Annotated in this window: 28 protein-coding genes and 1 riboswitch; of the genes, 1 reads left to right on the top strand and 27 read right to left on the bottom strand. The window is 49.1% G+C overall.

Annotated elements, in window-relative coordinates; genetic code table 11:
• Window positions 1-26: 26 nt before the first annotated feature.
• The 16 genes from atpD to BC351_RS27285 form a co-directional block, all read right to left on the bottom strand.
• Window positions 27-1,424 (bottom strand): F0F1 ATP synthase subunit beta, encoded by a 1,398-nt coding sequence (gene atpD, locus BC351_RS27360; RefSeq protein WP_065854487.1) that lies wholly within the window; start codon window positions 1,422-1,424, stop codon window positions 27-29.
• 45 nt (window positions 1,425-1,469) lie between these two features.
• The gene (atpG, locus tag BC351_RS27355) at window positions 1,470-2,327 is read right to left on the bottom strand and encodes an ATP synthase F1 subunit gamma (RefSeq protein ID WP_079416986.1); all 858 of its coding nucleotides are present in this window, start codon (window positions 2,325-2,327) and stop codon (window positions 1,470-1,472) included.
• Between the two features lie 127 nt (window positions 2,328-2,454).
• Window positions 2,455-3,969, bottom strand: a complete 1,515-nt coding sequence (gene atpA / locus BC351_RS27350) for a F0F1 ATP synthase subunit alpha (RefSeq protein WP_079416984.1) — start codon at window positions 3,967-3,969, stop codon at window positions 2,455-2,457.
• Window positions 3,970-4,001: 32 nt separating this feature from the next.
• Window positions 4,002-4,535, bottom strand: coding sequence for a F0F1 ATP synthase subunit delta (locus BC351_RS27345; protein WP_079416982.1), 534 nt, complete (start codon window positions 4,533-4,535; stop codon window positions 4,002-4,004).
• Window positions 4,532-5,017 carry a F0F1 ATP synthase subunit B gene (atpF, locus tag BC351_RS27340; protein WP_079416981.1) on the bottom strand — a complete coding sequence of 162 codons (486 nt, stop codon included), beginning with the start codon at window positions 5,015-5,017 and terminating at the stop codon, window positions 4,532-4,534. The genes BC351_RS27345 and atpF overlap by 4 nt, the downstream gene beginning before the upstream one ends.
• Before the next feature lie 81 nt (window positions 5,018-5,098).
• Window positions 5,099-5,323 (bottom strand): F0F1 ATP synthase subunit C, encoded by a 225-nt coding sequence (gene atpE, locus BC351_RS27335; RefSeq protein ID WP_056835757.1) that lies wholly within the window; start codon window positions 5,321-5,323, stop codon window positions 5,099-5,101.
• Window positions 5,324-5,401: 78 nt separating this feature from the next.
• A complete protein-coding gene (gene atpB, locus BC351_RS27330; RefSeq protein WP_079417056.1) occupies window positions 5,402-6,100 on the bottom strand; it encodes a F0F1 ATP synthase subunit A in 699 nt (232 codons plus the stop codon).
• 46 nt (window positions 6,101-6,146) lie between these two features.
• A complete protein-coding gene (locus tag BC351_RS27325) occupies window positions 6,147-6,527 on the bottom strand; it encodes an ATP synthase subunit I (RefSeq protein ID WP_079416979.1) in 381 nt (126 codons plus the stop codon).
• Complete coding sequence (locus tag BC351_RS27320; RefSeq protein ID WP_079417054.1) at window positions 6,527-6,748, bottom strand: AtpZ/AtpI family protein; 222 nt, start codon at window positions 6,746-6,748, stop codon at window positions 6,527-6,529. Before BC351_RS27320 ends, BC351_RS27325 begins: the two co-directional genes overlap by 1 nt.
• Window positions 6,749-6,970: 222 nt before the next feature.
• Window positions 6,971-8,107: a non-hydrolyzing UDP-N-acetylglucosamine 2-epimerase gene (gene wecB / locus BC351_RS27315; protein ID WP_079416978.1), complete on the bottom strand. Its 1,137-nt coding sequence runs from the start codon at window positions 8,105-8,107 to the stop codon at window positions 6,971-6,973.
• Window positions 8,108-8,283: 176 nt separating this feature from the next.
• Window positions 8,284-8,913 (bottom strand): uracil phosphoribosyltransferase, encoded by a 630-nt coding sequence (gene upp / locus BC351_RS27310; RefSeq protein WP_079416976.1) that lies wholly within the window; start codon window positions 8,911-8,913, stop codon window positions 8,284-8,286.
• A gap of 183 nt (window positions 8,914-9,096) precedes the next feature.
• Window positions 9,097-9,810, bottom strand: a complete 714-nt coding sequence (locus BC351_RS27305; RefSeq protein WP_244209195.1) for an amino acid ABC transporter permease — start codon at window positions 9,808-9,810, stop codon at window positions 9,097-9,099.
• A 20-nt stretch (window positions 9,811-9,830) separates the two neighbouring features.
• Window positions 9,831-10,517, bottom strand: coding sequence for an amino acid ABC transporter permease (locus tag BC351_RS27300; protein ID WP_079416975.1), 687 nt, complete (start codon window positions 10,515-10,517; stop codon window positions 9,831-9,833).
• A gap of 21 nt (window positions 10,518-10,538) precedes the next feature.
• Window positions 10,539-11,432 carry a transporter substrate-binding domain-containing protein gene (locus BC351_RS27295; RefSeq protein WP_079416973.1) on the bottom strand — a complete coding sequence of 298 codons (894 nt, stop codon included), beginning with the start codon at window positions 11,430-11,432 and terminating at the stop codon, window positions 10,539-10,541.
• A gap of 27 nt (window positions 11,433-11,459) precedes the next feature.
• Window positions 11,460-12,818, bottom strand: a complete 1,359-nt coding sequence (locus BC351_RS27290; RefSeq protein ID WP_079416971.1) for an LLM class flavin-dependent oxidoreductase — start codon at window positions 12,816-12,818, stop codon at window positions 11,460-11,462.
• A 3-nt stretch (window positions 12,819-12,821) separates the two neighbouring features.
• Complete coding sequence (locus BC351_RS27285) at window positions 12,822-14,126, bottom strand: NtaA/DmoA family FMN-dependent monooxygenase (protein ID WP_144028549.1); 1,305 nt, start codon at window positions 14,124-14,126, stop codon at window positions 12,822-12,824.
• A gap of 280 nt (window positions 14,127-14,406) precedes the next feature.
• Between BC351_RS27285 and BC351_RS27280 the strand changes: the two genes are divergently transcribed.
• Entirely contained in the window at window positions 14,407-15,567 is a 1,161-nt protein-coding gene (locus BC351_RS27280) for a helix-turn-helix domain-containing protein (protein ID WP_158082247.1), read from the top strand.
• A gap of 159 nt (window positions 15,568-15,726) precedes the next feature.
• Here BC351_RS27280 and BC351_RS27275 read toward each other — a convergent pair whose 3' ends face one another.
• The 11 genes from BC351_RS27275 to BC351_RS27225 form a co-directional block, all read right to left on the bottom strand.
• Entirely contained in the window at window positions 15,727-16,977 is a 1,251-nt protein-coding gene (locus BC351_RS27275; protein ID WP_079416966.1) for a serine hydroxymethyltransferase, read from the bottom strand.
• A 60-nt stretch (window positions 16,978-17,037) separates the two neighbouring features.
• Window positions 17,038-17,643, bottom strand: coding sequence for a TIGR01440 family protein (locus tag BC351_RS27270; RefSeq protein ID WP_079416964.1), 606 nt, complete (start codon window positions 17,641-17,643; stop codon window positions 17,038-17,040).
• 14 nt (window positions 17,644-17,657) lie between these two features.
• On the bottom strand, window positions 17,658-18,116 hold the full coding sequence (gene rpiB, locus BC351_RS27265; protein ID WP_079416962.1) for a ribose 5-phosphate isomerase B: 459 nt from the start codon (window positions 18,114-18,116) through the stop codon (window positions 17,658-17,660).
• Window positions 18,117-18,218: 102 nt separating this feature from the next.
• Window positions 18,219-18,299: riboswitch (ZMP/ZTP riboswitch) on the bottom strand.
• Window positions 18,300-18,379: 80 nt separating this feature from the next.
• Window positions 18,380-18,967 carry a low molecular weight protein arginine phosphatase gene (locus tag BC351_RS27260; protein ID WP_079416960.1) on the bottom strand — a complete coding sequence of 196 codons (588 nt, stop codon included), beginning with the start codon at window positions 18,965-18,967 and terminating at the stop codon, window positions 18,380-18,382.
• A gap of 43 nt (window positions 18,968-19,010) precedes the next feature.
• The gene (locus tag BC351_RS27255; protein ID WP_079416958.1) at window positions 19,011-19,571 is read right to left on the bottom strand and encodes a manganese efflux pump MntP; all 561 of its coding nucleotides are present in this window, start codon (window positions 19,569-19,571) and stop codon (window positions 19,011-19,013) included.
• Between the two features lie 63 nt (window positions 19,572-19,634).
• The gene (locus BC351_RS27250; protein WP_079416956.1) at window positions 19,635-20,696 is read right to left on the bottom strand and encodes an L-threonylcarbamoyladenylate synthase; all 1,062 of its coding nucleotides are present in this window, start codon (window positions 20,694-20,696) and stop codon (window positions 19,635-19,637) included.
• A gap of 39 nt (window positions 20,697-20,735) precedes the next feature.
• Window positions 20,736-21,461 (bottom strand): stage II sporulation protein R, encoded by a 726-nt coding sequence (gene spoIIR, locus BC351_RS27245; RefSeq protein ID WP_079416954.1) that lies wholly within the window; start codon window positions 21,459-21,461, stop codon window positions 20,736-20,738.
• Window positions 21,462-21,640: 179 nt separating this feature from the next.
• The gene (gene prmC / locus BC351_RS27240) at window positions 21,641-22,525 is read right to left on the bottom strand and encodes a peptide chain release factor N(5)-glutamine methyltransferase (protein WP_079416952.1); all 885 of its coding nucleotides are present in this window, start codon (window positions 22,523-22,525) and stop codon (window positions 21,641-21,643) included.
• Window positions 22,525-23,601 carry a peptide chain release factor 1 gene (prfA, locus tag BC351_RS27235; RefSeq protein WP_079416950.1) on the bottom strand — a complete coding sequence of 359 codons (1,077 nt, stop codon included), beginning with the start codon at window positions 23,599-23,601 and terminating at the stop codon, window positions 22,525-22,527. Before prfA ends, prmC begins: the two co-directional genes overlap by 1 nt.
• A gap of 34 nt (window positions 23,602-23,635) precedes the next feature.
• Window positions 23,636-24,736 carry a redox-regulated ATPase YchF gene (ychF, locus tag BC351_RS27230; protein WP_079416948.1) on the bottom strand — a complete coding sequence of 367 codons (1,101 nt, stop codon included), beginning with the start codon at window positions 24,734-24,736 and terminating at the stop codon, window positions 23,636-23,638.
• A gap of 109 nt (window positions 24,737-24,845) precedes the next feature.
• Complete coding sequence (locus BC351_RS27225; RefSeq protein WP_079416946.1) at window positions 24,846-25,931, bottom strand: LuxR C-terminal-related transcriptional regulator; 1,086 nt, start codon at window positions 25,929-25,931, stop codon at window positions 24,846-24,848.
• Between the last annotated feature and the right edge of the window lie 192 nt (window positions 25,932-26,123).

The following is a 26,123-nucleotide window of genomic DNA, read 5'->3' as shown; positions in this document are numbered from 1 at the left end:
ATTACTGCGTTGGCGTTATGCCAAACTTACAGTGTTTTTGCTTTCTCGATAGCGTCCTCGATCGTTCCCACGTTGTGGAAAGCCACTTCAGGAAGGTTGTCGTGCTTACCTTCAAGGATTTCTTTGAAGCTGCGCACTGTTTCTTTCAATGGTACATAAAGACCTGGGAAACCGTTGAACGGCTCAGCAACGTGAAGCGGCTGAGACAAGAACAAGCGAAGACGACGCGCACGGTGTACAGTCAATTTGTCCTCATCGGACAACTCATCCATACCCAAGATCGCGATAATATCCAGAAGCTCTTTGTAACGTTGAAGAATTTGTTTAACGCCTTGTGCTGTTCTATAGTGATCTTCGCCAAGTGTTTCTGGCGTCAAGATACGGGAAGAAGAAGCAAGTGGATCTACCGCAGGGAAAATACCTGCTGCTGCAATACTACGCTCCAAGTTCGTTGTTGCGTCCAAGTGAGCGAAAGCCGTTGCTGGAGCCGGATCCGTGTAGTCATCGGCAGGAACGTAAATCGCTTGAATGGAAGTAACGGAACCTTTTTTCGTGGACGTAATACGCTCTTGCAGTTGCCCCATCTCTGTTGCCAGAGTTGGTTGGTAACCTACTGCTGATGGCATACGACCCAGCAATGCGGAAACCTCAGAACCTGCTTGTGTAAAGCGGAAGATGTTATCGATGAAAAGTAGAACGTCTTTGCCTTCTTCATCACGGAAGTACTCAGCCATTGTCAAACCGGACAAAGCTACGCGAAGACGTGCGCCTGGAGGCTCGTTCATTTGACCGAATACCATCGCTGTTTTTGCGATAACGCCGGAGTCTTTCATCTCGTGGTAAAGGTCATTACCTTCACGAGTACGCTCACCAACGCCTGCGAAAACGGAGATACCGCCATGCTCTTGTGCAATGTTGTGGATCAGCTCTTGCATGGTTACGGTTTTACCTACACCCGCGCCGCCGAAGAGACCGATTTTACCACCCTTAACATAAGGAGCCATGAGGTCAATAACTTTGATTCCTGTTTCAAGAATCTCTGCTTTTGTTGACAAGTTGTCGAAAGCTGGAGCTTCTTTGTGAATGCCGCTTGTTAATGTACGGTCAACTTCTTCGATTCCATCGATTGGATCTCCCAATACGTTAAACACGCGACCTAGTGTTGCTGCTCCAACTGGTACAGTAATTGCAGCTTTTGTATCTGTAGCTACTGCTCCACGCACAAGTCCGTCAGTTGAGGACATTGCGATACAACGAACCAGGTTGTCACCAAGGTGAACAGCTGCTTCGACTGTCATTGTGGATAGTACGCCATTATCATTTTTTTCAATCTTGATGGCATTCAAGATTTCAGGGAGTTGTCCGCGTTCGAACTCAATGTCGACGACTGGCCCTGTAATTGTTACAACGCGCCCTTTGCTCATGGTTTCCCTCCTAAGAAAAGCTTTGCCTCCGTAGAAGCTTTATTGTTATGCGTTCGCGTTCGCCCCAGCAACGATTTCCGAAATTTCTTGGGTAATCGAAGCTTGACGCGCACGGTTGTAAGCTAATGTGTAACCGCTGATCATTTTCGTTGCATTCTTCGTAGCGGAATTCATCGCAGTCATTCTCGCACCGAACTCACTTGCTTTACCTTCCAATACAGCGCTGTAAATAAGCGTTTCAGCATATTTAGGCAGCAATACTTCCAGTACGCCTTCTGGTGATGGCTCATACTCATAACTAGCAGCAGCCGCGCCAGTAACTTCCTCCATAGGAAGCAGGCGGATCATCGTTGGAATTTGGGTGATCGCATTTTTGAATTGGTTATATACCAAGAACAACTGGTCATACGTTCCGTTTTCGAAGTTTTTTACTGCTGCTGAAGCGACAGACTTGATATCCGCGAATTTCGGTGAATCCGGAACACCTGTTACTTCTTCTACAACTGGCATGTTGCGTTTGTGGAAGTAGTTACTGCCTTTACGTCCGATTACGAAAATCGAATATTCAGCTGTTGATTTATGGTTTTCACGAATCTCGGTCATGACCTTCCGCAACACGTTAGCGTTGTATCCTCCAGCCAATCCACGATCCGAGGTGATTACTAAATAGCCCGTCTTCTTCACTTCGCGTGTCTGTAACATCGGGTGTTTGATCCCTTTGCTTCCAGCTGCGATACTTTGAACGACTTCTTTCAACTTGTCTGAGTAAGGACGCGCTGCTTCCGCAGAACGTTGCGCTCGTCTCAAATTCGCTGCAGAGACCATTTCCATCGCTCTCGTAATTTGTTTCGTGCTTTGTGTGGACTTGATTTGGCGCTTAATCTCGCGCATTCCTTTTGCCATACCTGCTCACCTCTCTTTTGAGGCTTAGAAAAGCCTTCATTCGAAGACCTGAATTCAGGCGATCAGCCTGCCCAGGATTAACATGGGAGGTAGAGCTTCACGTTACATGAAGCTCTGCCATCATGATTTATACAGAAGCTGCGAAGCTCTTTTTGAATTGAACAATAGCTTCTACTAGCGCTTTATCGTTATCCGGAGTGATGTCCTTCGTATCGCGAATGCTGTGCAGAATTTCTGGACGGTTCGATTCCAAGTAAGCCAAGAATTGACCTTCAAAACGCGTTACGTCTTGAACAGGAAGATCATCCACATGTCCTTTAACAACCGTGTAAAGGGAAGCAACTTGCTTTTCCAAAGACATCGGTTGGTGAACACCTTGTTTCAAAATTTCAAGCGTACGAACACCACGGTCCAAACGCGATTGAGTAGCTTTATCCAAATCAGATCCGAATGCAGCAAATGCAGCAAGCTCACGATATTGTGCCAAGTCAACACGAAGTGTACCGGCAACTTTTTTCATCGCTTTCGTTTGTGCAGAGCCCCCTACACGGGATACAGAGTTACCAACGTTAACCGCTGGACGCTGACCGGAGTAGAACAGGTCGGATTCTAAGAAGATTTGTCCGTCCGTAATCGAAATTACGTTCGTAGGAATGTAGGCCGAGATATCGCCTGCTTGTGTTTCAATGAAAGGAAGTGCCGTCATGGAACCGCCACCTAGCTCATCATTCAATTTCGCAGCACGCTCTAGAAGACGGGAGTGCAAGTAGAAAACATCCCCTGGATAAGCTTCACGACCCGGTGGACGACGAAGCAAGAGGGACAACTCACGGTAAGCAGCTGCTTGTTTGGACAAGTCATCATAGACGATCAACACGTGCTCGCCTTTGTACATGAAGTACTCGCCCATTGCGCAACCTGCGTATGGAGCCAACCAAAGCATTGGTGAAGGCTCGGAAGCAGAAGCTGTTACTACGATTGTGTAATCCAAAGCGCCAGCGTGACGAAGTGTTTCAACAACGCCTACAACCGTGGATTGTTTTTGACCAATTGCAACGTAGATACATTTAACGCCGTTGCCTTTTTGGTTGATGATCGCATCGATTGCGATCGCTGTTTTACCTGTTTGACGGTCACCGATGAGCAACTCACGTTGTCCACGGCCAACTGGTACCATCGCGTCAATCGCTTTGATCCCTGTTTGCATTGGCTCATGTACCGATTTACGGGCCATAACGCCTGGTGCTGGGGATTCGATTGGACGGAATCCAGTTGTTTCGATTGGTCCTCTGCCATCGACAGGTTGACCCAGTGGGTTAACTACACGGCCGAGAAGCGCGTCGCCTACTGGGATTTCCATGATGCGGCCCGTACGTTTTACTTGGTCGCCTTCACGAATATCTTTGTAAGGTCCGAGAATAACGATACCTACGTTGCTTTCTTCCAGGTTAAACGCGTAGCCCAGAACGCCACTTGGAAACTCAAGCAGCTCGCCTGCCATTACGCTTTCCAAGCCGTGAGCACGAGCGATACCATCACCAACTTGAATGACTGTACCTACATCAACCACTTGGATATCGGAATTATAGTTTGCAATCTGTTGTTTAATCAATGAGCTGATTTCTTCAGGTTTGATACTCAACGAACTTCACCCCTATTCTTACAGTGCTTGTGTTAAACTAACGCTTTGGCCAAACGATCCAACTTGCCTGCCAAGCTTCCATCATATAAACGATCACCGATGCGCACTTGAACGCCACCGAGCAATTTCGGCTCGACTTCATTCGAAACACGAATCGTTTTACCTGTTACTTTGCTAAAATGTGAAGCAATCTCAGCTTTTTGAGCATCCGTTAACGCAATAGCGGAGTAAACAACAGCACTCGCTTGTCCTAGTGCTTCATTGGCTACCTTAACGTAGTCGTTAAGTAAAGCTGAAAGAATCGATTGTCTTCCTTTATCAATCAAGACCAGCAGCGTGTTCCACACCGGTTCGGAAACTTTGCCTTCGAAAATCTGCTTTAGCAGGTCCGTTTTCGCGGAAGTCCCGATGTTCGGATGGTTCAGGAACTTCTGCAAGTCTGCATTGTCCCTAATCGCACTAGCTACAGATTTCAGCTCTTCTTCAACTTGGGAAATGATACCTTGTTCCTTCGCTACTTCGAATAAAGCTTTGGCATAACGCTTCGCTACGACGATGTCACTCATACGTTGCCTCCTACCTCTTTGAGGTAATGCTCAACCAGTTCTTCTTGTGACTTCTCATCGATTTGTTTCTCAATAATTTTGGATGCGATTAGAACGGACATCGCGCCAACTTGGCTGCGAAGAGCGGCAACCGCTTTGTTCTTCTCATTTTCGATATCTTTCAATGCTTCGTCTTTCAGACGGTTAGCTTCTGCGCTAGCAGCATGAATAATATCATCAGCTTGTTTGGAACCTGTATGCTTCGCTTGCTCAATGATATCGTAAGCTTCCTTACGAGTTTGTTGCAGCGCTTGCTTTTGTTCCTCTAACAATTGATCAGCTTGCTTGCGGCTCGCTTCAGCTGTTTGAATTTGATCTTTCACCAATTGTCTGCGTTTCTCCATCATGCCAAACAGAGGACCGAACGCAAATTTGGAAAGCAACACATACAGAATCAAAAACGCGATAATTTGTATAAAAAAAGTGGACCATTCAATATGCAAGTAACGTCACTCCCTTCTGATAACGTAGGCAAAACGAAGGCGTGGTGGCAACTATAGCCATCAACGCCAAACGATTATTTCTTAAGCTTTTGCCATGAACAAGAATGCAAGAACTAATGCAACGACTGGCATTGCCTCTACTAGACCTACCCCGATAAACATTGTTGTTTGAAGCGTACCACGAAGTTCTGGTTGACGGGAAATACCTTCCAATGCACGACCTACGATCAAACCGTTACCAATACCTGCACCTAGTGCTCCCAAACCGAATACGATACCTGCTGCTACTAATGCTATTGCTCCCATTGATAAAATCCTCCTCTAAACTGATAAGTTTGTTTTGTTTTATAAGTGACTCGAGACTTCCCGAGGTAAGTCTAATACTTAATGCTTTTCTTCGTGAATCAACGTTTGCGAGATATAAACCATAGTCAGCATCGTGAATACGAAGGCTTGGATTGCACCAACGAACACACTAAAGCCCTGCCATGCAACGAGAGGCACAATACCCACCGCGCCTAATCCCATGATGACAGATATCATGATTTCACCTGCATAGATATTACCGTAAAGACGGAACGCGAGTGTAAGCGGCTTGGATACAACTTCAATTAAATGAAGGATCAACATTGCCCCTTTGAACTCAAAGTAATGCGCGAAATAATGCTTCGTGTTACGTGTGATCCCTAAGAAGTGACTTAGTACGATAACGATAACCGTTAGCGCTCCTGTTACAGCGATATCAGCTGTCGGTGACTTCCACCATGACACATGATCTTCCGTCACAATCGAGAAAGGAAGGCCGAGCATGTTGCCGATAAAGATGTACATGATAAGCGTAAGACCAAGTGCAATAAAGCCTTTGCCATGCTTGGAACCGATTGTGCTTCCAATAATGCCCTCTACAAACTCAATCGCCCATTCCATGAAATTTTGCAATTTCGAAGGATTCGTTACAGATGCTTTTCTAGCTCCTGCAATCGCTAGGATAAGCACGATAACTGTGGTAATCCCGATCATCATGAGTGCCGATGCATCGAAATGAATACCTAACCACTCAAACTCTGGTACCTTATGTTCCATATTTTCCATTTTCACCCCTTTCATCCATTGAAGTTACATCGTGGAATTACTTCTTAGACTTTCTAATAGAAAGAATACCCAGTACGAGTGTTGCCAATTGAGCAAAAAAGTATCCAACGATCGTCGTGGGTAGCGCGATGTGTTCTGGATACCGGACGGCAACCAATCCTGCGAAACCAGCAATTGCTGCTCTTGTCAGAAAACCAAGGGGCACTTTGCGGCCCTTCTGCTCTATCGCAGCTGCTGCCAACTTGTTAATCTTCCATGCTAGATACCTTGCGTTCACCATACTCGCTAAAGATCCAAGCATGATCCCGGCAATGTAAACTCGGTAATCGACAAGAAGCGCCCATGCAGCCAAACAAAAGGATAAGAAAAAAAGAAACACATTTTGAACCGTTTTCAGAGTGGCTGAAAAGTCATCCATTATAGCCCTCCGTACTGCTTTATCATGAAGTAAATGCTAATGATTCCGGTTACAAGCCCAAGCAAGAACCCGCCTAACAACCAGAGCTGTCCCCCTAGCGTGTGACTCAACCAATCGCCGAAGAAATACCCGGCTGCCAAACAGACTACGAGGTCGATGCCAATTGCACTAGTTAGGGCTACTGCCCGCCATGGATTATCATTGGAATTTGGCCGTTTCATCGCACCCTCCTGAGCGTTTTCCGCATGGAAAACCCGCTTCGTAGACATCGTGCTACGAATCCTCATTCATTGTATCGAAGCCATGCAAGGTTTGTCAATTGACAGAACTTCATTTGTGACTTTTCACAAAACCCCTCAGAGCCTTGCGGCTCTAGGGTTTGCCAGTTTCCAAACCAAACAGTCGAACTGTACGCTGTAGCGTTTGTCATGATTTTGTCACGGTTAGAATGTTTCAGGCCGTTCGGAGGTCTTGCCGAAGTGATGGAGAATCGCTTGGACGATACGTTCGGACGCTCTGCCATCCCCATAAGGATTGGCAGCTTGGCTCATTTTGCTGTACAATTCGGGGTCCGTCAGCAGGGCGCGAGCGCGCTCGTAGACTTTCTCCTCATCGGTACCGACAAGCTCCAACGTGCCTGCTTGAATGCCTTCCGGACGCTCTGTGGTATCACGCAGAACAAGAACGGGCACGCCAAAAGACGGCGCTTCCTCTTGAAGCCCACCCGAATCCGTCAGGATCATATGGGTATGCGGATAGAAGTTATGGAACTCACTTGCGTCAAAGGGTTCTACCAGCTTGATGCGTGGGTGATTCCCAAGAATCTCATGCGCAGGCTCTTTAACCGCCGGGCTTGGATGCACCGGATAAACAATCGCAATATCGTCGAACTCATCAGCGATCCGCTTCACAGCTCGGAAAATTTGGCGATGCGGCTCTCCTTGAGCTTCACGGCGATGCGCCGTCATCAAGATGAGCTTGCGTCCTGCCGCCCACTCCAGAACTGGGTGGTTGAAGTTCTCTTTAACAGTGTATTTAAATACATCCGTTACCGTATTGCCGGTCACATAAATTTGCGACTCGGATTTATTTTCCTTACGCAGATTGTCTGCGGACTGCTGCGTTGGCGCAAAATGAAGATCTGCCAAAACGCCCGTTAGTTGACGGTTCATTTCCTCCGGGTATGGCGACATTTTGTTCCACGTGCGAAGACCCGCTTCTACGTGTCCTACTTGGATTTGCTGCATGAACGCCGCATAGCTCGCTAGGAACGTAGTCAAAGTATCGCCGTGCACGAGAATCAAGTCGGGCTTCGCCTCTTGAAACACCGGCTCCAAACCTTGAAGCACACGCATTGTAATCTCATTCAACGTTTGGCGATCCTTCATCACATTGAGGTCAAAGTTAGGCGTGATTTTGAAAATTTCCAGCACTTGGTCAAGCATTTGACGATGCTGTGCGGTTACGCAAACAAGCGATTCAATCTGCTCAGGGTGCTTCTCCAGCTCCAAAATCAGCGGAGCCATTTTAATCGCTTCGGGTCTCGTGCCGAAGATCGTAATCACTTTAAGACGTTTCATCGGTTTTCTCTCCCCTTAGAGCTTTCCGTAGGAAAGCTTTCTTCGTAAGCATAGGCTGAGCTTTGCACAGCAAAGCTTTCTTCGTAAGCATTAGCTGAACTTTGCGTGCGAAAACTCACTCCGTAAGCTTTGACTGAGCTTTCTGCCAGAAAGTTCACTTCGTCAGCTTTGCCAAATTACTTCGTGCCGAACAGACGATCTCCCGCGTCTCCGAGCCCTGGTACAATATAGCCATGATCATTTAAATAGTCATCAACAGCTGCTACATAGATATCCACGTCAGGATGCTCTTGTTGAACGGCCTTGATTCCTTCTGGTGCAGCGATCAAACACATCAGCTTCATTTGCGTACAACCTCTGCGCTTAAGCACTTCAATAGCCATATTCGCCGAACCGCCGGTCGCCAACATAGGATCAATGACGATCAACTCACGTTCCAGCACATCCGTAGGCAGCTTCACATAATACTCGACAGGCTGAAGCGTGTCAGGATCACGGTAAAGGCCAACATGTCCCACTTTGGCAGCAGGCATTAGCTTCAAGACGCCATCAACCATACCTAGGCCAGCTCGTAGAATCGGAATTAAACCTAACATTCTTCCCGAAATAATTCGGCAATCTGCCGTGGTTACGGGCGTTTTCACTTGTACATGCTCAAGCGGCAGGTTTCTCGTAATCTCATAAACCATTAAAGTTGCAACTTCATCAACCAGTTCTCTAAAATCCTTCGTTTTCGTATTCTCATCCCGAATATAGGTAAGCTTATGCTGAATAAGCGGATGATCACAAATAAATAACTTCCCCATAATTTCCTCCTAAAATTGCTTCATTTTCTATGTATTTTGCAAAAATTAGCGTCATTGTACGACAAACCTCGTCCATTATATCATATGTTATCCAACTTATCCTCTGAAAAACCAAACATCCCCGGACAGCGCGAAAAACCGTACCGAGACAGAAGAATCTCAGACGGTTCGCTTTATTGCCGCTTATACGGTTATTCGTTTCTCATGACGGCTATACCGGGTCTCCAGCCAGCGGAATAACCGCTCGCAGCCCCAGCAGATAACCCAATAAATAATAGACGCATCAAAATACATTTCCAAATAGCGATAGCCATCGCCCGCCACAATTTTCGCTTGAGCCATGACCTCAATCACTTTGATCGCAAAAGCCAGCGAAGTCCCTTTGATTAAATTAATAAAAATATTGCCCAAATTGGGAAGTGCCGTAACGAATGCCTGCGGCGCGATAATCCGCGTCAGGGCCTGAGACGTCGTCATGCCGATCGACTGTGCCGCCTCCATCTGGCCGATTTCGATGTTGCTCAGCGCCCCGCGAATCACTTCTGACTGATAAGCCGCTGAATTAATCGTGAAAGCAAGCAGCGCGATGGCTAGTGGCGACATATCCTGCAGCGGAATGTGCCATCCCCACTTTTCATTGAGAATATCAACGAGCAGCGGCGTACCGTAGAAGACCACGTAGAGCTGTACCAGCAGGGGAGTTCCGCGTATGAAGGAGACATACAAGGCCCCCGCCTTATTCAACACAGGCACTTTATATATGCGGCACAAGGCAATAACAGAGCCCAGCAAAGTTCCCAGAAGCATCGAGATGATCGCGACGAACAGCATGGAAGGGACGCCCTTCAAAACCTCCGGGAATTTCTCGATGGCAAAAGCTAAACTGAATTCAACCAAAGCAGCCCCCTCCCTTCTCTTTATCCGGCAATACTGATATGGCCTTTTTTATAGTTTCTTTCCATGATCCGGAACCCTCTCTCGATGAGAATGCTGATAATCCAGTAGATCAGGGAAACCAGGATATACACTTGAAACGTATTTTTGCCATAATTATTCCCCAGAATAATCTGCACCTGACCCATGAGGTCAATGATGCCGATGGAAAAGGCCAGCGATGTTTCTTTTAATAAAATGATGACGTTGTTGCCCAAGTTAGGAATCGCGATCCCAAATGCCTGGGGCAAAATGATCCGTCTAAGCGACTGCCCGTAAGTCATGCCGATGCTGTATGCCGCCTCCTGCTGCCCGCTGCCTACGGCCAGATAGGATGAGCGAATGACCTCGGAGAAGAACGCCGAACTGTGCAGTGAAAAGGTGATAACAGCAAAAATCATTTTATTCCAGCTATTCACATCAATACCGAATAGACTCAGCAGCTGCGGAAGTCCGTAATAGACGAGAAACAGTTGAACGATAGTTGGTGTACACCGCATGAAAGATAAATAAATCGTAGCAAGCCCATACAGATATTTGTTTTTCTGAATACGGGCAAGCGCAATTACCAACCCGAGCAATAAGCCGAACAGGAGAGAGGCCAGCAGAATCGTCAGCGTGACAGGCAATCTCTGGGCGATTCGCAGGACCAAATTCAGCGTTGTTTCCATTCCGGACCCACTCCTCTCAGGTTATTCCTTGCGGAACTTATAGCCCTGCTGCACGAACTCCAGGCTTTTGAATACATCGACTTTGAACCATTTCTCCGAAAGTTTCGACAAACTGCCGTCCTTAATCAGTTCTGTCGTGGCTGCATCCACCTTCTGGGCAAGTTCTGTTTGATTTTTATTAAAAATGAAATATACCGGCTCTTTGGAGATAACGCCGCCAATCTTCAAGTTCAAATTCAACTTCTTCACGGCATCTTCGAAATGGTTGATGTTCAGCAAATGCGCATCGTACTTGCCTGATTCCACTAGCTTCAAGTCATCGGCCGGCGTCGTCTTGTCAACATCCTCGACTTTGATTTCCTTCCCCGGGTGTTTCAAATTGTAATCTTTCAGAATATAACGGAACCCGGAGACTGGGCTCATCGGTACTAATTTCTTGCCGACCAGATCATCCAGCGTTTTGATATCATCTCGATCTGGTTTAACCGCCAAACCTGTAATCGAATAGCCGAACTCTTGCTGCGGGTACAAATACTTTTTCTCCCGTTCCGGATTCTTGAACCAGAAGTTAGCGGCAAACGCATATTTGCCTGTATCAGTCCCGATCAATTGGCCTTCGTTGTCGACCGATTCATACTCGAATTTATATTCTGGCAGCTTTTTCTCCAATTCCTTCAGATAATCGATGATGAAGCCGGCTGGCTGATTCTTCTCATCCAGAAAGCTGAATAATGGCACCGGAACCGTGTTTAGTGCTGCTTTGACAACTTTGGGCGCTGCTTTGGCGGTTGGTGCTGTGGTCGTCGCGGGCGCATTGGTGGCTGCCCCCTCTTTGGTTGTAGCGGCTTTGGCGCAGCCTGCCAAAATAATAATTAAAAAGACTGCTAGAATAAGATGAATGCGTGGTTGTTTCATAGATGATTCCTCCTCGGTAGATGGTGTTTATAGAGATGCAGACGCCTGAACCTTGGACCAGCGATTGGCCGGGGAAGTCAGACCCAGATGTTCACGCAGTGTATGACCTGTGTATTCGGTGCGGTAGCGCCCTCTTTTTTGTAAAATCGGAATGACCTGCTCCACGAACTCCTCTAACCCTCGAAGATAGTGGGAAGGCATAATCGTGAATCCGTCGCAAGCAGCCTGATCGATCCATGATTCCATCAAATCAGCCAATTGTTCCGGCGTTCCAGCGAAAGTATGGTGGCCGCCAGCCGATATGACGTGCTGACTCATTTGCCTAACCGTCCATTTCTCGCGCTGTCCCAAATCTTTCAATAGCTGCAAGCGGCTCTTCTTGCTGTTGTTGGCCTCGGCATCGATCTCCCAATAGGGGAACGGGCCGTCCAATGGATACGACGACAAATCGACGTCAATCGTGCCGGACAAGTTCCGTACCGCAATTTCGGGCAGCACCAGTTCATTGAAATAAACTTGCCGCTCCTTGGCTTCACGTTCTGTAGATCCAAGAATAGGTGCGAGTCCAGGCAAAATATGAAACTTCGCTGCATCGCGTCCATAAGGCTCCAGCATCCCCTTCAGGTTCGCATAGTAGCGCTGGGCATCATGCAAATTATCCTGCGCGGTGAAGACAACCTCCGCTTTGCGAGCGGCAAACTGGAGACCGCTTCCTGATGACCCTGCCTGGAACAACACAGGATGACCTTGTACCGGCCGGGGAATGTAGGAACTGCCGCTGAAGGAGAAATGTGTATCCGAGTGATCGATATCATGCACTTTGGCAGGATCGAGATAGATGCCCGCTTCCCGGTTCGCAACCAGCGCATCCACTTCCCAGCTATCCCAGAGTTTCATCGCTACCTCGACGAATTCATTCGCCCGTTGATACCTCAGCGTATGATCCATATGGGCATCCTTGCTGAATTGGGACGCGATGCGCGGGTCCTGCGAAGTCACCATATTCCAGCCCGCACGGCCGCCGCTCAGATGATCCAGCGTGGCGAATCGGGCCGCTACATGATACGGATCGTTATACGTAGTAGACAGCGTTGCCGTCAGGCCAATCCGCTCCGTAACAGCAGCCATCACAGAAAGCAGCGTCAGCGTATCCAGCGTAGGTATGGAACGTTCCTCCGCGACTCTCTCGTTCTGCTCTCCAATAGCGATCTGTTCCAAGATAAGAATCGTATCGAATTTCCCCCGCTCAGACAGCCTGGCGAAATCTTGATAAAAAGAAATATCCAACAGCCGGTCTGCCTGCGTTTCCGGGTGGCGCCATCCGCCTGTATGCTGACCGGCATTGAGTAGGAAGACGCCGAGGTGCAGTTGTTTTTTTGTTGTCATACATTAACCCCCCTTGCTGATTCGCTCGTTATCTATCGATGTTAGTCCTGCCTGCTCCCTCAGAGTCGCTGCTGTATAGGCCGTTCGGAAAAGTCCGCGCCGCTGCAGCTCAGGAATAACGTGCTGGACGAAAATCGTGAGCCCGCTCTCCAGCAGCGGGAACTGGAGATGAAAGCCATCGCTTCCGTACGCTTGATACCAAGCCTCCATCCAATCTGCCAGCTGCTTGGGCGTTCCTACAAAGACATGGGTACCGGTTAATTCCAGCACACTACCCGTCAGTTCGCGCAGCGTCGAAGCCGTGATCTCCGCTGCTTCCATTGCTGCCCTCAAGGCGGGGATCGCAGGCAGCGGGTCATCCAGCGGATAGGCTGCCAAATCCACCTCGAACAGATCAGACAGCAGCGCAAGCGCCGCTTGGGGATCAACAAGACCTTTCAATTCTGCCGCTTTCTGACGCGCTTCCTCCTCCGTCCTGCCGAGAATCGGCGAGAGGGTCGTCAGCACTTTGATACTGCCTGGCGAATGCCCGGAGAGCTCCCGCTGTTTACCCAGCTTGGCATAGAAATCAGCAGCTGCCCTGATAGATGGTCTGGAACTGAAAATAATCTCCGCATCATCGCTGTTCAAGCCCACCTGCTCTCGGCTCAAGCCAAGTCGGACTGGGTACCTTTGCGGCGGTCTAGGTATGCTTAGCGGGCCGCGCACCCGGAAGTAGGGGCCTGTGTGATGGATGAGATGCACCTTCTCCGAGTCGATATATCGGCCTGACGCCTTATCAACGATAACGGCGTCTTCCTCCCAGCTGTCCCATAGACGCTCCGCGACTTCAATGAACTCCTGACGGCGCTCTTGACGCTCAGCAGCCGACAATTCCGGCGGCCCGCCATAGCGGCGGTGCGGCTCCTGCCAGTCCGTAGCGCTGGCGAGCCACGCTATTCGCCCGCCGCTCAGATGGTCGAGCGCAGCCAACTGGCGGGCAGCCGCGAACGGCTCCGTCACCGAAGTCGATATCGCTGCGCCAAGCCCGATGTGCGCAGTCACTGACGCTAGCGCCCCCAGCAAAGTGAAAGGCTCGAGCAGCAGCCCCGGCTCCGTGCTAGTGGCACGAAGCTGCGCGGCGATGGAAGTGCGATCCAGGTACAACAGATCCAGCTTCCCCTGCTCTGCCAGCTGTGCAATACGGTAGAAATAAGCCGGTTCATGCAATTGCCTTGCTTTGACTTCCGGATGACGCCAACTCCCCGGATAATACCCGGCACCCTGTACGGACAATGCCAGATGCAGCTGCCCTCTTCTTGTCCCCATGTAGGTTCCCAACACCTTTCCTCTCTGTCTTCAGACACAAACAAGAGGCTAAGAATCCACCTTGTTATAAGGGGGAAATTCTTAGCCTCCGGTCGTCCAGCCAGCTATTTTTATTTATTTCTAATAAAAAGATTGAAATACCTTATTTCATATAGATATACTAGGATTAATACAAAATAGCACGCCCTTTTTTTTACGTCAACTGAATGATAAAGATCAAAGAAGAATGAACAGAATCGAAGAAATTGCCCATTATTTGACAGCTAGGAGGGTTGCCCACATGATCAAAGATCAATTTAATTTAATCCACATCAGTGAAGTCATGAATGAATTGGATGTCAGCCGCTCCACCATAGATCGCTGGCGGAAGACCAAACAACTCCCTAGTATGAAGATCGGGAAAGAAATCTATTTTGACAAGAACGAAGTGATCCGCTGGTACAGACAGTTCGGTCAGGTTCGACAAGCTGCTCCTATCCTGAATGCCAACCAGACCCTGACCATCGGATACACCACGGTCTCAACCCATATGTGGAGCCCGCTCATCATCAAGGAGTTCGGACTGCTGGAAGAAGAATTAAGGCGCATCAACCCCAAGAATCGGATTGAAGTCAAATGGCATAAAGCCAAGGATGGCATGGAACTCGTGAAAGGCATGATTGCCGGCACCATTCATCTGGCTACTTTCGGCGATTACGCCCTCTCTGTCAGCCATACCATCAGTCGGCTGCTGCCGGACTTCCGTCCCATTCTGCTCGCTGCTGGCGGCAAGTCCGCGGAAGGCAACGGCTTCGGGATGGTCGTCCCTATGAGCCTGAACCTGAAAAATATCTCCGAGCTGGCCACACTGCCCATTGCGACGACATTCCGCACCAACGCGGAGTATCGACTGAAGAAAATGCTCGAATCCTACCATATGACCGAGCTCAACATTATTCATCGTTCCATCGAAGAAAGCATGGAAAGCCTGCACCAGGGCAAATTGAGCGCTTCGATTATGTGGGAGCCGTTCCTCAGCCTGGCGCATCATCAGCGTGTTGGCAAATCCATTTTTGATAAGGAACTAGGGCTTGGTTTCATGGCTGGCGTCGTCGCTGACGAACGCTGGGCTCTAGCGCATGAGGACTTGGTCGTTGCCTATTTGAAAGCCCATCTGCTGGCGAACCGGCTCATGCGGGAGCAGCCCAACAAAGCGGCCAAATTCTTCAGTCTGGAGACCGGATTTCCCGAAGAAGTCATCCACCGCTCCATTTCCCAAATTAGATGGGATGCGGCGCTCTACCAATCAGATCTAACCCGTCTGAGTTATTTTGACTCGACCCGGCAGGCAGATATTGCGTATAACATCGCCTATCTCCGTATCGCCGCTCAGGAGTTGAGGCTTCCGACGCTTCCCGTCCATCCGATCGCTGGCGCTTGGCAGCAGGATCATTATTATTAGAAGTCCGTTTACATCGCTGGAATTGTCGGATCCTAATGTTCGCAGCCTATTCAGCGAAAAAAGCACATCCACAGGATCGAGAGTCAGCACTCTAAGTCACCAAAAACAAAAAAAAGCCAACTCCCGAAAGAGTCGGCTCCGTATATTTACTATTAGGAATTAGTAAGTTAAACCTGGGTAAAGCGGATATTGCGCCGTCAAATCTTTCACGAGACCGCGAGCTTTTTCCAAAACAGCTTCGTCTTTCGGGTTTTTCAGGGTAAGTCCGATCACTTTCGCGATCGTTTTCATCGCTTCTTCACCCATGCCACGGGACGTTACAGCTGGTGTACCCAAACGAATACCGCTTGTGATGAACGGGCTAGTCGGGTCGAAAGGAATCGCATTTTTGTTCGCTGTAATTCCGATTTCGTCAAGCACGTGCTCAGCATCTTTACCTGTGATGTTCAGGTTGCGAAGGTCGATCAACATCAAGTGGTTATCCGTACCGCCGGAAACTAGGTTGATGCCTTCAGCTGTAAGAGCTGTCGCCAATGCTTGTGCATTGTTGATGACATTTTGACCGTATACTTTGAAATCCGGCTGCAAAGCTTCACCGAAGGAAACTGCTTTCGCTGCGATTGTGTGCATCAAAGGACCGCCTTGGGAACCAGGGAATACCGCTTTATCAATTGCTGCTGCCCAAGCTTTGCGCGTCAGAATCATACCACCACGTGGTCCGCGAAGCGTTTTGTGCGTTGTTGTTGTAACGAAATGCGCGTGCGGCACTGGGTTCGGGTGCAAACCAGCAGCAACCAGACCTGCGATATGCGCCATATCGACGAAGAACAATGCGCCTACATCGTTAGCGATGGAAGCTAAAGCTTCGAAATCAATCGTGCGCGGGTAAGCACTTGCGCCAGCTACAAGCATGCGAGGCTTATGTTTGAATGCTGCTTTGCGAACATCGTCGTAATCGATGCGGAAATCTTTTTCGCTTACGCCGTAAGCGACGAAGTTGTAAAGAATACCGGAAGCATTCACCGGGCTGCCATGCGTCAAGTGACCGCCATGCGCCAAGTTCATGCCAAGCACCGTATCACCAGGGTTCAGAGCTGCCAAGTAAACAGCCATGTTCGCTTGTGCGCCGGAGTGAGGTTGAACGTTCGCGTGTTCAGCACCGAAAAGCTCTTTCGCACGGTCGCGAGCGATATCTTCCACGATGTCTACGTACTCACAGCCGCCATAGTATCTTTTGCCTGGGTAGCCTTCTGCATATTTGTTCGTAAGTACAGTACCCATTGCTTCAAGAACAGCTTGGCTTACGATGTTTTCGGAAGCGATCAGCTCGATTTTGTCGCGTTGACGGCCAAGCTCAAGGTTCATTGCTTCTACGATTTTCGGATCTTGTTTGTTCAGAAAATTAGTCATTTGAAATTCCTCCTAGAAAATAGTCATATCTGTTGAATCATCATTCACTGAGAGAATAAGTTAACAATCCGCATCCGGTGCGGCTGTTTGGTAAAGCTGCTCAGCCGTATCTGCCGAATAGACAGCTCGGATACCGCCGATGAGTTTGGGCCGTGTGAATGCCATGGTCACATAAGCATGACCCAGATGCCGCACGGGCGGCCTTGCAGGAACAGCGACACGACGTAGATGCATCCCTATCAGGGTAGAGCCAATATCGATGCCGGCATGCGCTTGAATCGTCTCCACAACCACCGGCTTCGTGAAGTGGCGATAGGCGTAGGAGGCCATGGAACCACCGGCTTTGGGAACCGGGATCACGGATACAGGCTCAAGCTGCGGTGTTAGCAGCAACAGCTCTTCTTCAATAACGAGAGCACGATTCAGATGCTCACAGCACTGAAAAGCAACATGCAGCCCAAATTCGCGGCTAATGCGCTGCACCGTGTCAAAAATCGGCTTCGCCGCATCCAGCGTGCCCGACGTGCCAATCTGATGCCCGAGGATTTCACTCGTGCTCGTACCGATGACCAGAATGTGACCTGGCCGCAGACTGCCTACTTGGATCAACTCTCGAAGATTCGTTTCCAAACCTTCAGCAACATGGTGAAGTATGGAATCTGTCATGATGGCGCCCGCTCCTACGATTGAACCGTGAAGCGATCTTCGATGCTTTGCACTTTATTAATGCGGTTCTGGTGGCGAACACCTTGTGAAAACTCGGTTTCCAGCCAGATTTTCACAATTTCCTCAGCTACGCCGGGACCAATGATACGTTCCCCTAACGCAAGCACATTCGTATCGTTATGCTCACGCGTTGCTTTCGCCGAAAAAAGATCATGAACAAGTGCACAGCGGATGCCCGGCACTTTGTTTGCAGCAATCGACATGCCAATGCCCGTCCCGCAAATGAGAATTCCTTTATCGGCACCGCCTGAAACGACTTGCTCACACACTTGAAGCGCATAGTCGGGATAATCCACCGAATCTGCACAACTGCAGCCATAATCGATGACTTGATGGCCTAAAGATTCAATAAAAGGAATGATTACATCTTTCAAACGATAGCCTGCATGATCCGCACCTAAGGCAATTTTCATGAATAGAACGCTCCTCATCTTCTTCGAATTCGACCATCCTATTATATCCCAAAGCGCACCAAAAACGAAAAAAAGAGCGGACACGCTAAATTACGCGCGTTGCTCTTTTGCCCAGGCGACCGGCCGTATAGCTCAATGCTCCATTGTGGTTGCCCCCACTCGTCGCCAGTTACATTGAGTCTTGATTGATACTTTATATTCTATCGCATTCCGGCTTAAGTGTAAAGATGGAACCGTATTTCCTAAGTCCATTTGTCGAAGGATTACTGCTCTTCACGACTCTTGCGGAGTTTTATAACTAATTTATCCAAGCTGCTGCCGATCTCTTCCGCCGTTTGCCGATAAACCTCTAAAGGCCCGCCGAATGGATCGGATATGTCATAGTCAGGGATTTCAACCTCAAGCTGATAAATCCGACTTCTTTCTTCCACGGAAACCGATTGCGAAAGAGCTTGTTTGAGCTGAACCTCGGTTACGAGGCGCTCCCTCTCTTCAATCGCTTGTAGGACATGCTCATCGTCTTCCACGTACTCTTTGAGCGTAAACGTCTTATCCATCGCATGCGGAAACCGCTGAATGACGGTCCTTTTGTGTCCCATGGTCATGGTTAAAATAAGATCAGCCCACTGCACCTCTGACTCTTGAATCGTCAATGAAGACAATGGCTCTTTGAATCCTGCTTCCTGCAGCAGCGATGCACTGTTTCGAGAGATTGGACCTCCTGTTATTGCGGATACCCCTGCTGAACGAACCTCCGCCGCAAGCCCTTCTTGGTGCACCCGAATACGCAGCAAACCTTCTGCTAATGGACTGCGGCACGTATTTCCTGTACAAACAAATAGAATTCGCAACTTGAAATCCTCCTAAGCGTTAAACGTTCTCGCCCTTATTGTATCACAGTAATAACATGATCCCAAACGCCAGCAGAATCAATCCGCCAAAGGCTTCTCCATATTCTCCAACCCAGCCGCTTACCCGCCGGCCAACCAATAAGCCCGCTATGGAAAGCAAACCGCCAAACAGACCAAAAATAAGGACCGTCAAAACGATATCTGTCGCAAACATACCCAGAGATACGCCTACTGAAAAAGAATCTATACTGACGCTAAGGGCAAAAATCGTTAATCCCCATAACGTTCTGTGATCAAAAGAAGTCGCTTCTTCGCCCCGAATCGAGCTATACACCATATGAGAGCCTAACAGAATAAGCAAGCATCCGCCGGCGGCAGTCGCCACATTGCCAAGAAGCAAGGATACGTATTGACCCATAAACATCCCCATCAAAGGCATAATTACATGGAAAATGCCAATCATGAAGCTTATTTTCAAAATATCCAGCAAACGAATGCCCTTCATGCCAATGCCGATCCCTAGGGAGAAAGCATCCAGCCCCAGAGCAATCGCCAAAATCATAATGGTTAAAAGTTGTCCAAAATCCACACCTGATACGAGCATCGTGCTATCCCCCTTGTCCGCTTTCTCTCTCAACATATGCGGACAAACAGGGAAACATGCTAGCTAAACACGGACAAGCCGATGACCGGCTGCTTTGCGCAGACGATTCATAATCGCAAGGCCGATTCCCGTTTCCGGACAGCCCTCTGCTGCAATATAGGCGATTCCTTCCTGATCAAATCGTCGCAGCGCCCCATAAAGCTCCTGTGCAATCGTTTCGGGCTGCGCAAGCGACCCGCAGGCAATAACCAAATCCGCCTCATACGCGCCAGCTCTTTCGTCAAACGTAAGAATACCCGTAGATTCGCCGCGAGCCTTTGCAGCTTGAATGTCGGCTTGGATCCAGGCCATGACAGCCTCTGCCTTGTCGCCCTGCACAATATGCATATACCCTTTCGGCGCATAATGCGCATATTTCATTCCGGGAGCACGGGGAATCTCCGAATCTCGCACCTCTTCCTGCTCCGGTTCATGAATTCGAATTGCCGGAAGGGCCGCCTGCAGCTGTTCCGCGGTAACACCGCCAGGTCGCAGGATAAATAATTGACCGTCTACAAGCTGGATCACCGTTGACTCCACGCCAACGCCTGTTGCGCCGCCATCTACAATTCCACCAATACGTCCGTCCAAATCATCCCGTACGTGTGAAGCTAACGTTGGACTAGGTCGACCGGAGCTATTGGCACTTGGTGCCGCTATCGGGAGCCCGGCTTCACGAAGCAGCTCTAAAGCAACCGGATGATCCGGTATGCGCACGCCCACAGTGGCAAGTCCTGCGGTCACCAACGACGAAATGCCGCCTGTTTGCACAGGCAGCACGAGGGTAAGAGGACCTGGCCAGAAAGCATCCATAAGCTGGCGATGCTCATCTGTTAAGCTATCAGGCTGCACCAAATCTGAGAGCTGCTCCCTATCGGCAATGTGAACGATCAGCGGGTTGTCGGAAGGTCTTCCTTTGGCTTCGAAAATACGCTGCACAGCCTGTGTATTCGTCGCATCTGCACCAAGTCCGTATACCGTCTCAGTTGGGAACGCGATCGTTTCGCCACGCCGCAGAAGCATCGCAGCTTCCGCTAATTGCACCGTCATTTCCTTGCCCGAATCCCGATCCACTTTCCAATACATAGTCACGCGATATCATCCTTACTTCACTTAAATTCGAATTTAGCTAAACCATGATGCTATCTTCTTAATCATTTCCCAAACGAAAAATTTCACTTCTGGCTGAGCAGCAGCAGGTTGTGCTTGTACTTCCACTTGTACCTTCGAGGCATTGCCAGCTTTAGCGGCTGGTGCGACCTTCGCTGTTGGTGTTGGTGAAGTAGATGGCTTCGACTCGCCCTCGGTCTTAGCTACAACAGCGGCAGAGGCAACCGCTTCTCCGGATACGGAATCTACAAAACATAACGGCGGGAACAATACGCACCACCAGTTCTGGCCTTCCCCGCTTCCAATCGTTACGCGCAGCGCTTCATAATCACCAGCAGGATAAACTTGATTGCCATACATTTTCGTAGGAAACGGCACGCTGCCCAGTTCAACCGTATGGTCATACGAATAGCCGCGTGCTTCTATCATCTGTCCGACCAGCACATCAAATTCCGCTAAATGAGCATTCACCACAGCTCTCGCTTCATCCAGTGATTGCGGGCCTACAACCCACTCTTGCATACGAGCGATGATAGCGTCACGAATCTCGCGTTTCAACGCTTGATCCTGCGGTGAATCGGAGTTTGCGAGAATTCGCAGACGAATAGATTCTTTCGGTATGGTAGGCGAAATAACCGCCGCATTGGTCCGATTTGACTCCCAGCAAGTAATCATAACAATAAGTGCAAAAGCTACTAATAATAAGTGTTTGAATGATGTGCGTTCCGTTCTTTTTACCATAAGGAAAAACCCCTTCCCCTTCGCTTCTACTAACCAGTATGGGCAAAAAGAGAGGAAGCTAAACCTACGAATCTATTAAAAAGCGAGAAATAATAGAGTTGGTTGATAGACACGAGATGGGCTGGTTTATCCCACTCGTAAGACTGTTTTTCGGCGTTAAAGTGGCTTTTGCTTTGCCACTAATCGCGCACGCGGATCGCCAGTACGTGGCGATCAATGCCCTGCAGATCCGGCACGAAGCGGATCTCATCCCAGTCCGCGGCGGCGCGCAGCATCGCCGCCACAGCCTCGGCCTGCCGGATGCCGACCTCGAACCCGACCAAGGTCGGGATTCGCGGCAGCTGCCGCAGCTGCAAAATCATCCGGCGGTAGAGGTCGAGTCCCTCCACACCGCCGAACAAAGCCGTGTGCGGCTCAAACAGCCGCACTTCAGGCATCAGCGCCGGCAGGTCGCCATCAGGGATATACGGTGGGTTGGACACCAGTATATCCGGCGCGATCCCGCGCTGAATGAACGGCTCGAGGAGGTCGCCCTCGAGCCACTCCACACGCGCAGCCACGCCGTGGCGCTGCGCGTTCACCCCAGCCATCTCCAGCGCTGCCGCGGAGATGTCGCTGGCCGCCACGCGCCACGCCGGGCGCGCGTGGGCCACAGTCACCGGGATCGCTCCGCTCCCGGTGCCCACATCCGCAAGCAGCGGAGCGCCTTGCGGAAACAGACGCGAGCCCTCGTGGAGCAAAGCTTCCACGAGCAGCTCCGTCTCCGGCCGCGGGATCAGTACGGCCGGGCTAACGGCAAAAGAAAGGCCGAAGAAATCCTGCTCGCCGGTAATATACTGCACCGGCTCACCTGCGGCCTTTCGCTCGACCAGCTGGCGCCAAGACTCCGCCAGCTCTACCGGAAACTGTTCCTGGAAGCGGAACAGCAGCTCCGTGCGCGTGCAGCCCAGCAGGTGCTGCAGCAGCAATTCCACGCAGGAAGCTGCCTCGGCCACGCCTAGCTTCCCCAAAAAAGAAGAAGCCTCTACATAGGCTTCTCTAATCGTAATCGCAGCAGTCGGCATCACATCGCCTGCTCCCCTTTATCTAAAGCATCCGATTGTGCAGCAATCGTAAGTGCTGAAACAATTTCCGCCATATCGCCATTCAGCACAGTTTCCAAACGATGCAAAGTCAAACCAATCCGGTGATCCGTAATCCGGCTTTGCGGGAAGTTGTACGTACGGATACGTTCTGAACGATCTCCCGTACCTACTTTGCTTTTACGCTCGCCGGCGTATTTCGCTTCTTCCTCTTCACGCAGTTTATCTGAAATCCGCGTACGAAGTACACGAAGTGCTGATTCTTTATTCGAGTTTTGCGATTTCCCATCCTGACAAGTAGCTACGATTCCTGTCGGTACGTGAGTTACGCGCACAGCCGATTTCGTTGTATTAACGGATTGGCCGCCCGCTCCACTGGAACAGAACGTATCTACGCGAATGTCAGCATCATGGATGACAACTTCGACATCTTCAGCTTCCGGCATAACAACAACCGTCGATGTTGAGGTATGAATACGTCCGCCTGATTCCGTTACTGGAATCCGCTGAACACGGTGCGCTCCGCTCTCAAACTTGAGCTTGCTGTATGCACCTTTGCCCGTAATCATGAAAATAATCTCTTTGAAGCCGCCCAAATCATTCACGGAAGCATCCAAAATTTCTGTTTTCCAACCTTGTCCGTCGGCATAACGCGTATACATACGGTACAGGTCGCCTGCGAATAACGCAGCTTCGTCACCGCCGGCAGCACCACGAATTTCAACGATTACGTTCTTGTCATCATTCGGATCTTTGGGCATCATCAGCAATCTAAGTTGTTCTTCCAACGAAGCCGCTTGCTCGCTCAGCTCATCAATCTCCATTTTGACCATTTCACGCATCTCATCGTCCAGCTTCTCGTTCTGCATCACTTTGGCATCAGCAAGCTGTGCACTCACACTCTTATATTCATTATAAGCGTCATAAGCTTCTTGAAGATCGGATTGTTCCTTGGAGTATTCTCTCAATTTCTTCGTATCGCTTGTGACATCTGGGTCACACAACAGTTCACTTAATTTATCATATCGATCTACAATCGATTGCAGTCTATCCAACATCGTGGATCACTCCTTTCTTATCTTTTTTACTTCGTTAAACGTTGAATCTGAAATGCATGACGTCCCCGTCATTCACCACGTACTCTTTGCCCTCAAGACGCACTTGACCTTTTTCCTTCGCACCATTCATCGATCCAGCCGTCGTCAGATCAAGATAAGAGACAACTTCTGCACGGATAAATCCGCGTTCGAAATCGGTATGAATTACTCCAGCAGCTTGAGGAGCCTTCGTTCCCTTGCGGATTGTCCATGCTCTTACTTCCTGCACACCTGCTGTGAAGTAAGTGTACAAGCCGAGCAATCTGTAAGCTGCTTTAATCAATCTATTCAAGCCGGACTCTTGAAGTCCCAACTCTTCGAGGAACATCGCTTTTTCTTCGTCTTCCAGCTCGGCGATTTCGGATTCTACTTTCGCACTAATTGGCACGACTTCATTGTTTTCTTTGGCCGCATATTCTTTGACCAATTTCACATATTTATTGTCATCCGCCGTTGCAACCTCGTCCTCGCTTACATTAGCCGCGTAGAGAACAGGCTTCATCGTCAGCAAATGGAGATCACGTACGAGCAGCTTCTCATCTTCGCTTAAATCCAAACTGCGTGCTGGCTGGTCGGCATAAAGCGCCTCTTTGATCCGTTCAAGACATTCCACTTCCGCTACGACTTTCTTGTCGCCGCCTTTGAGGTTTTTGCGTGAACGTTCGATCTTCTTTTCTACAGATTCAATATCCGCCAAAATCAATTCCAAATTAATGGTTTCGATATCACTGATCGGATCTACTTTCCCGGATACGTGAGTAATATTATCATCCTCAAAACAACGAACAACATGCACAATGGCATCCACTTCACGAATGTGGGCCAAAAATTTATTTCCAAGCCCTTCGCCTTTGCTCGCGCCCTTCACCAAACCCGCAATGTCTACGAATTCGAAAGCCGTCGGAACAATGCTCTTAGGCACTACAATTTCAACCAGCTTATACAATCTCTCGTCTGGTACTTCTACTACCCCAACATTCGGATCAATCGTACAGAACGGATAGTTCGCAGATTCTGCCCCCGCCTGTGTAATTGCATTAAACAATGTCGATTTTCCTACGTTTGGTAGACCGACCACCCCGCAAGAGAGTCCCATTTATATACACAACTCCTTAATATTCATTATGTCAAATTCCTTAGAACATTATATATTAGTCCGGGTGTAATGTCACTTATATAAGAAAGGAAACTCTGGCATGTCTGATTTATACATCCGATTGTACGCTGAAGCGAGAGAATAACTGCCAAATAAGCTCTCTTCGACTCGTTACCCCTGTTTTTACAAAAATGGATTTAAGATGATCCTGCACCGTATACGTCGAAATGCGAAGGGAAAGCGCAAGCTCTTTCGTAGAAAATCCTCTTAAGAGGCCATCAAGAATCTGCTTCTCACGCTCCGATATTCCATACGCTTCCGCGATAAGTGGCAATGTATCCGATGGCTTGGCTTGTTGGAACCAAACGGCTACCTGCAACCCCGAGGAAGAACTGCTGAGAAGACTGGCTTGGATCGTTAGATACGGACCATCAGGAATACGAATGCACACTTTTGCTGTTGAGCCTTGTTCTACGGCTGCATCTCTGCCTGACAAAGCACGGGAACTGACCGCCCGAATGGGTCTGGGAAGCGTTTGGTTATCAATCCCTTCCCATTTACGCAGTAATGACAACCAATGCGCTCCAGCTGTGTTAAAAGAGAGCATCGCAAGCTGGTCGGAAAAAACCAGTATCCCTGTTTCTTCCTTCATCCTTGTCGATTCCTCAGCGGGAAGATCTAAGCTTCTTTGTCTCAAATGAAAGGCGATGATGGGAACTAGAGAAGAAACGAATTCACGTTCGTTTTCGCTGAAGGACGGACGATCCTGGAGTCGAAACAACGTCAAATACCCCCAACAAGCCCCCTGATACATAAGCGCTGCCCGCATTTCATCTCGATATCCGGCAGGGCGCAGGACATTCCGGTAGCGTGCACTTTGCTCCCATTGACCTTGCGTCGCTCCGCTCAGCGTAGCAACCGGATCATCGGCCTTCACCAACTGATCGTAGGCATTATAATCCTCGTGCAAGTATTCAAACTCGAATAGTCCTTGATGAATCGCTTCAATGCCTTCTTCCGTGACAGCCCCCGTACAGAGCAGAGTCTGCGGATCCACAGTGGCACAACAAGCGCCGTCAAAGGGTATCGCTTCCCGCAATTGCCCAATTAAAGCGGACCTGTACTCCTGCGATGTAACGGCTCCCATGCCGAGAGTCCGTATTTTCCGTTTGCTGTTTTCCCGTTGATCTTTCATATTGAGTCGGTCTCCTAACCGGTTCATCCATTCAATTCGATTAAATCCCACATTTGTGGGATGGTGGTTTCAAACCTCATCCTTATAATTGAGAATGATTCTTATTTTACAGGATGCGAGACGAGTAGGAAAGATCACATGCGATCATTAGAAAGAATCAAAGAGGAGACTAACATGATGAGACCACCTTGG

The sequence above is a fragment of the Paenibacillus ferrarius genome (assembly GCF_002027705.1).
Classification (GTDB): Bacteria; Bacillota; Bacilli; order Paenibacillales; family NBRC-103111; genus Paenibacillus_E; species Paenibacillus_E ferrarius.
Note: the sequence above shows the minus strand (reverse complement) of the source record. Positions and strands in the feature narration are given on the sequence as shown.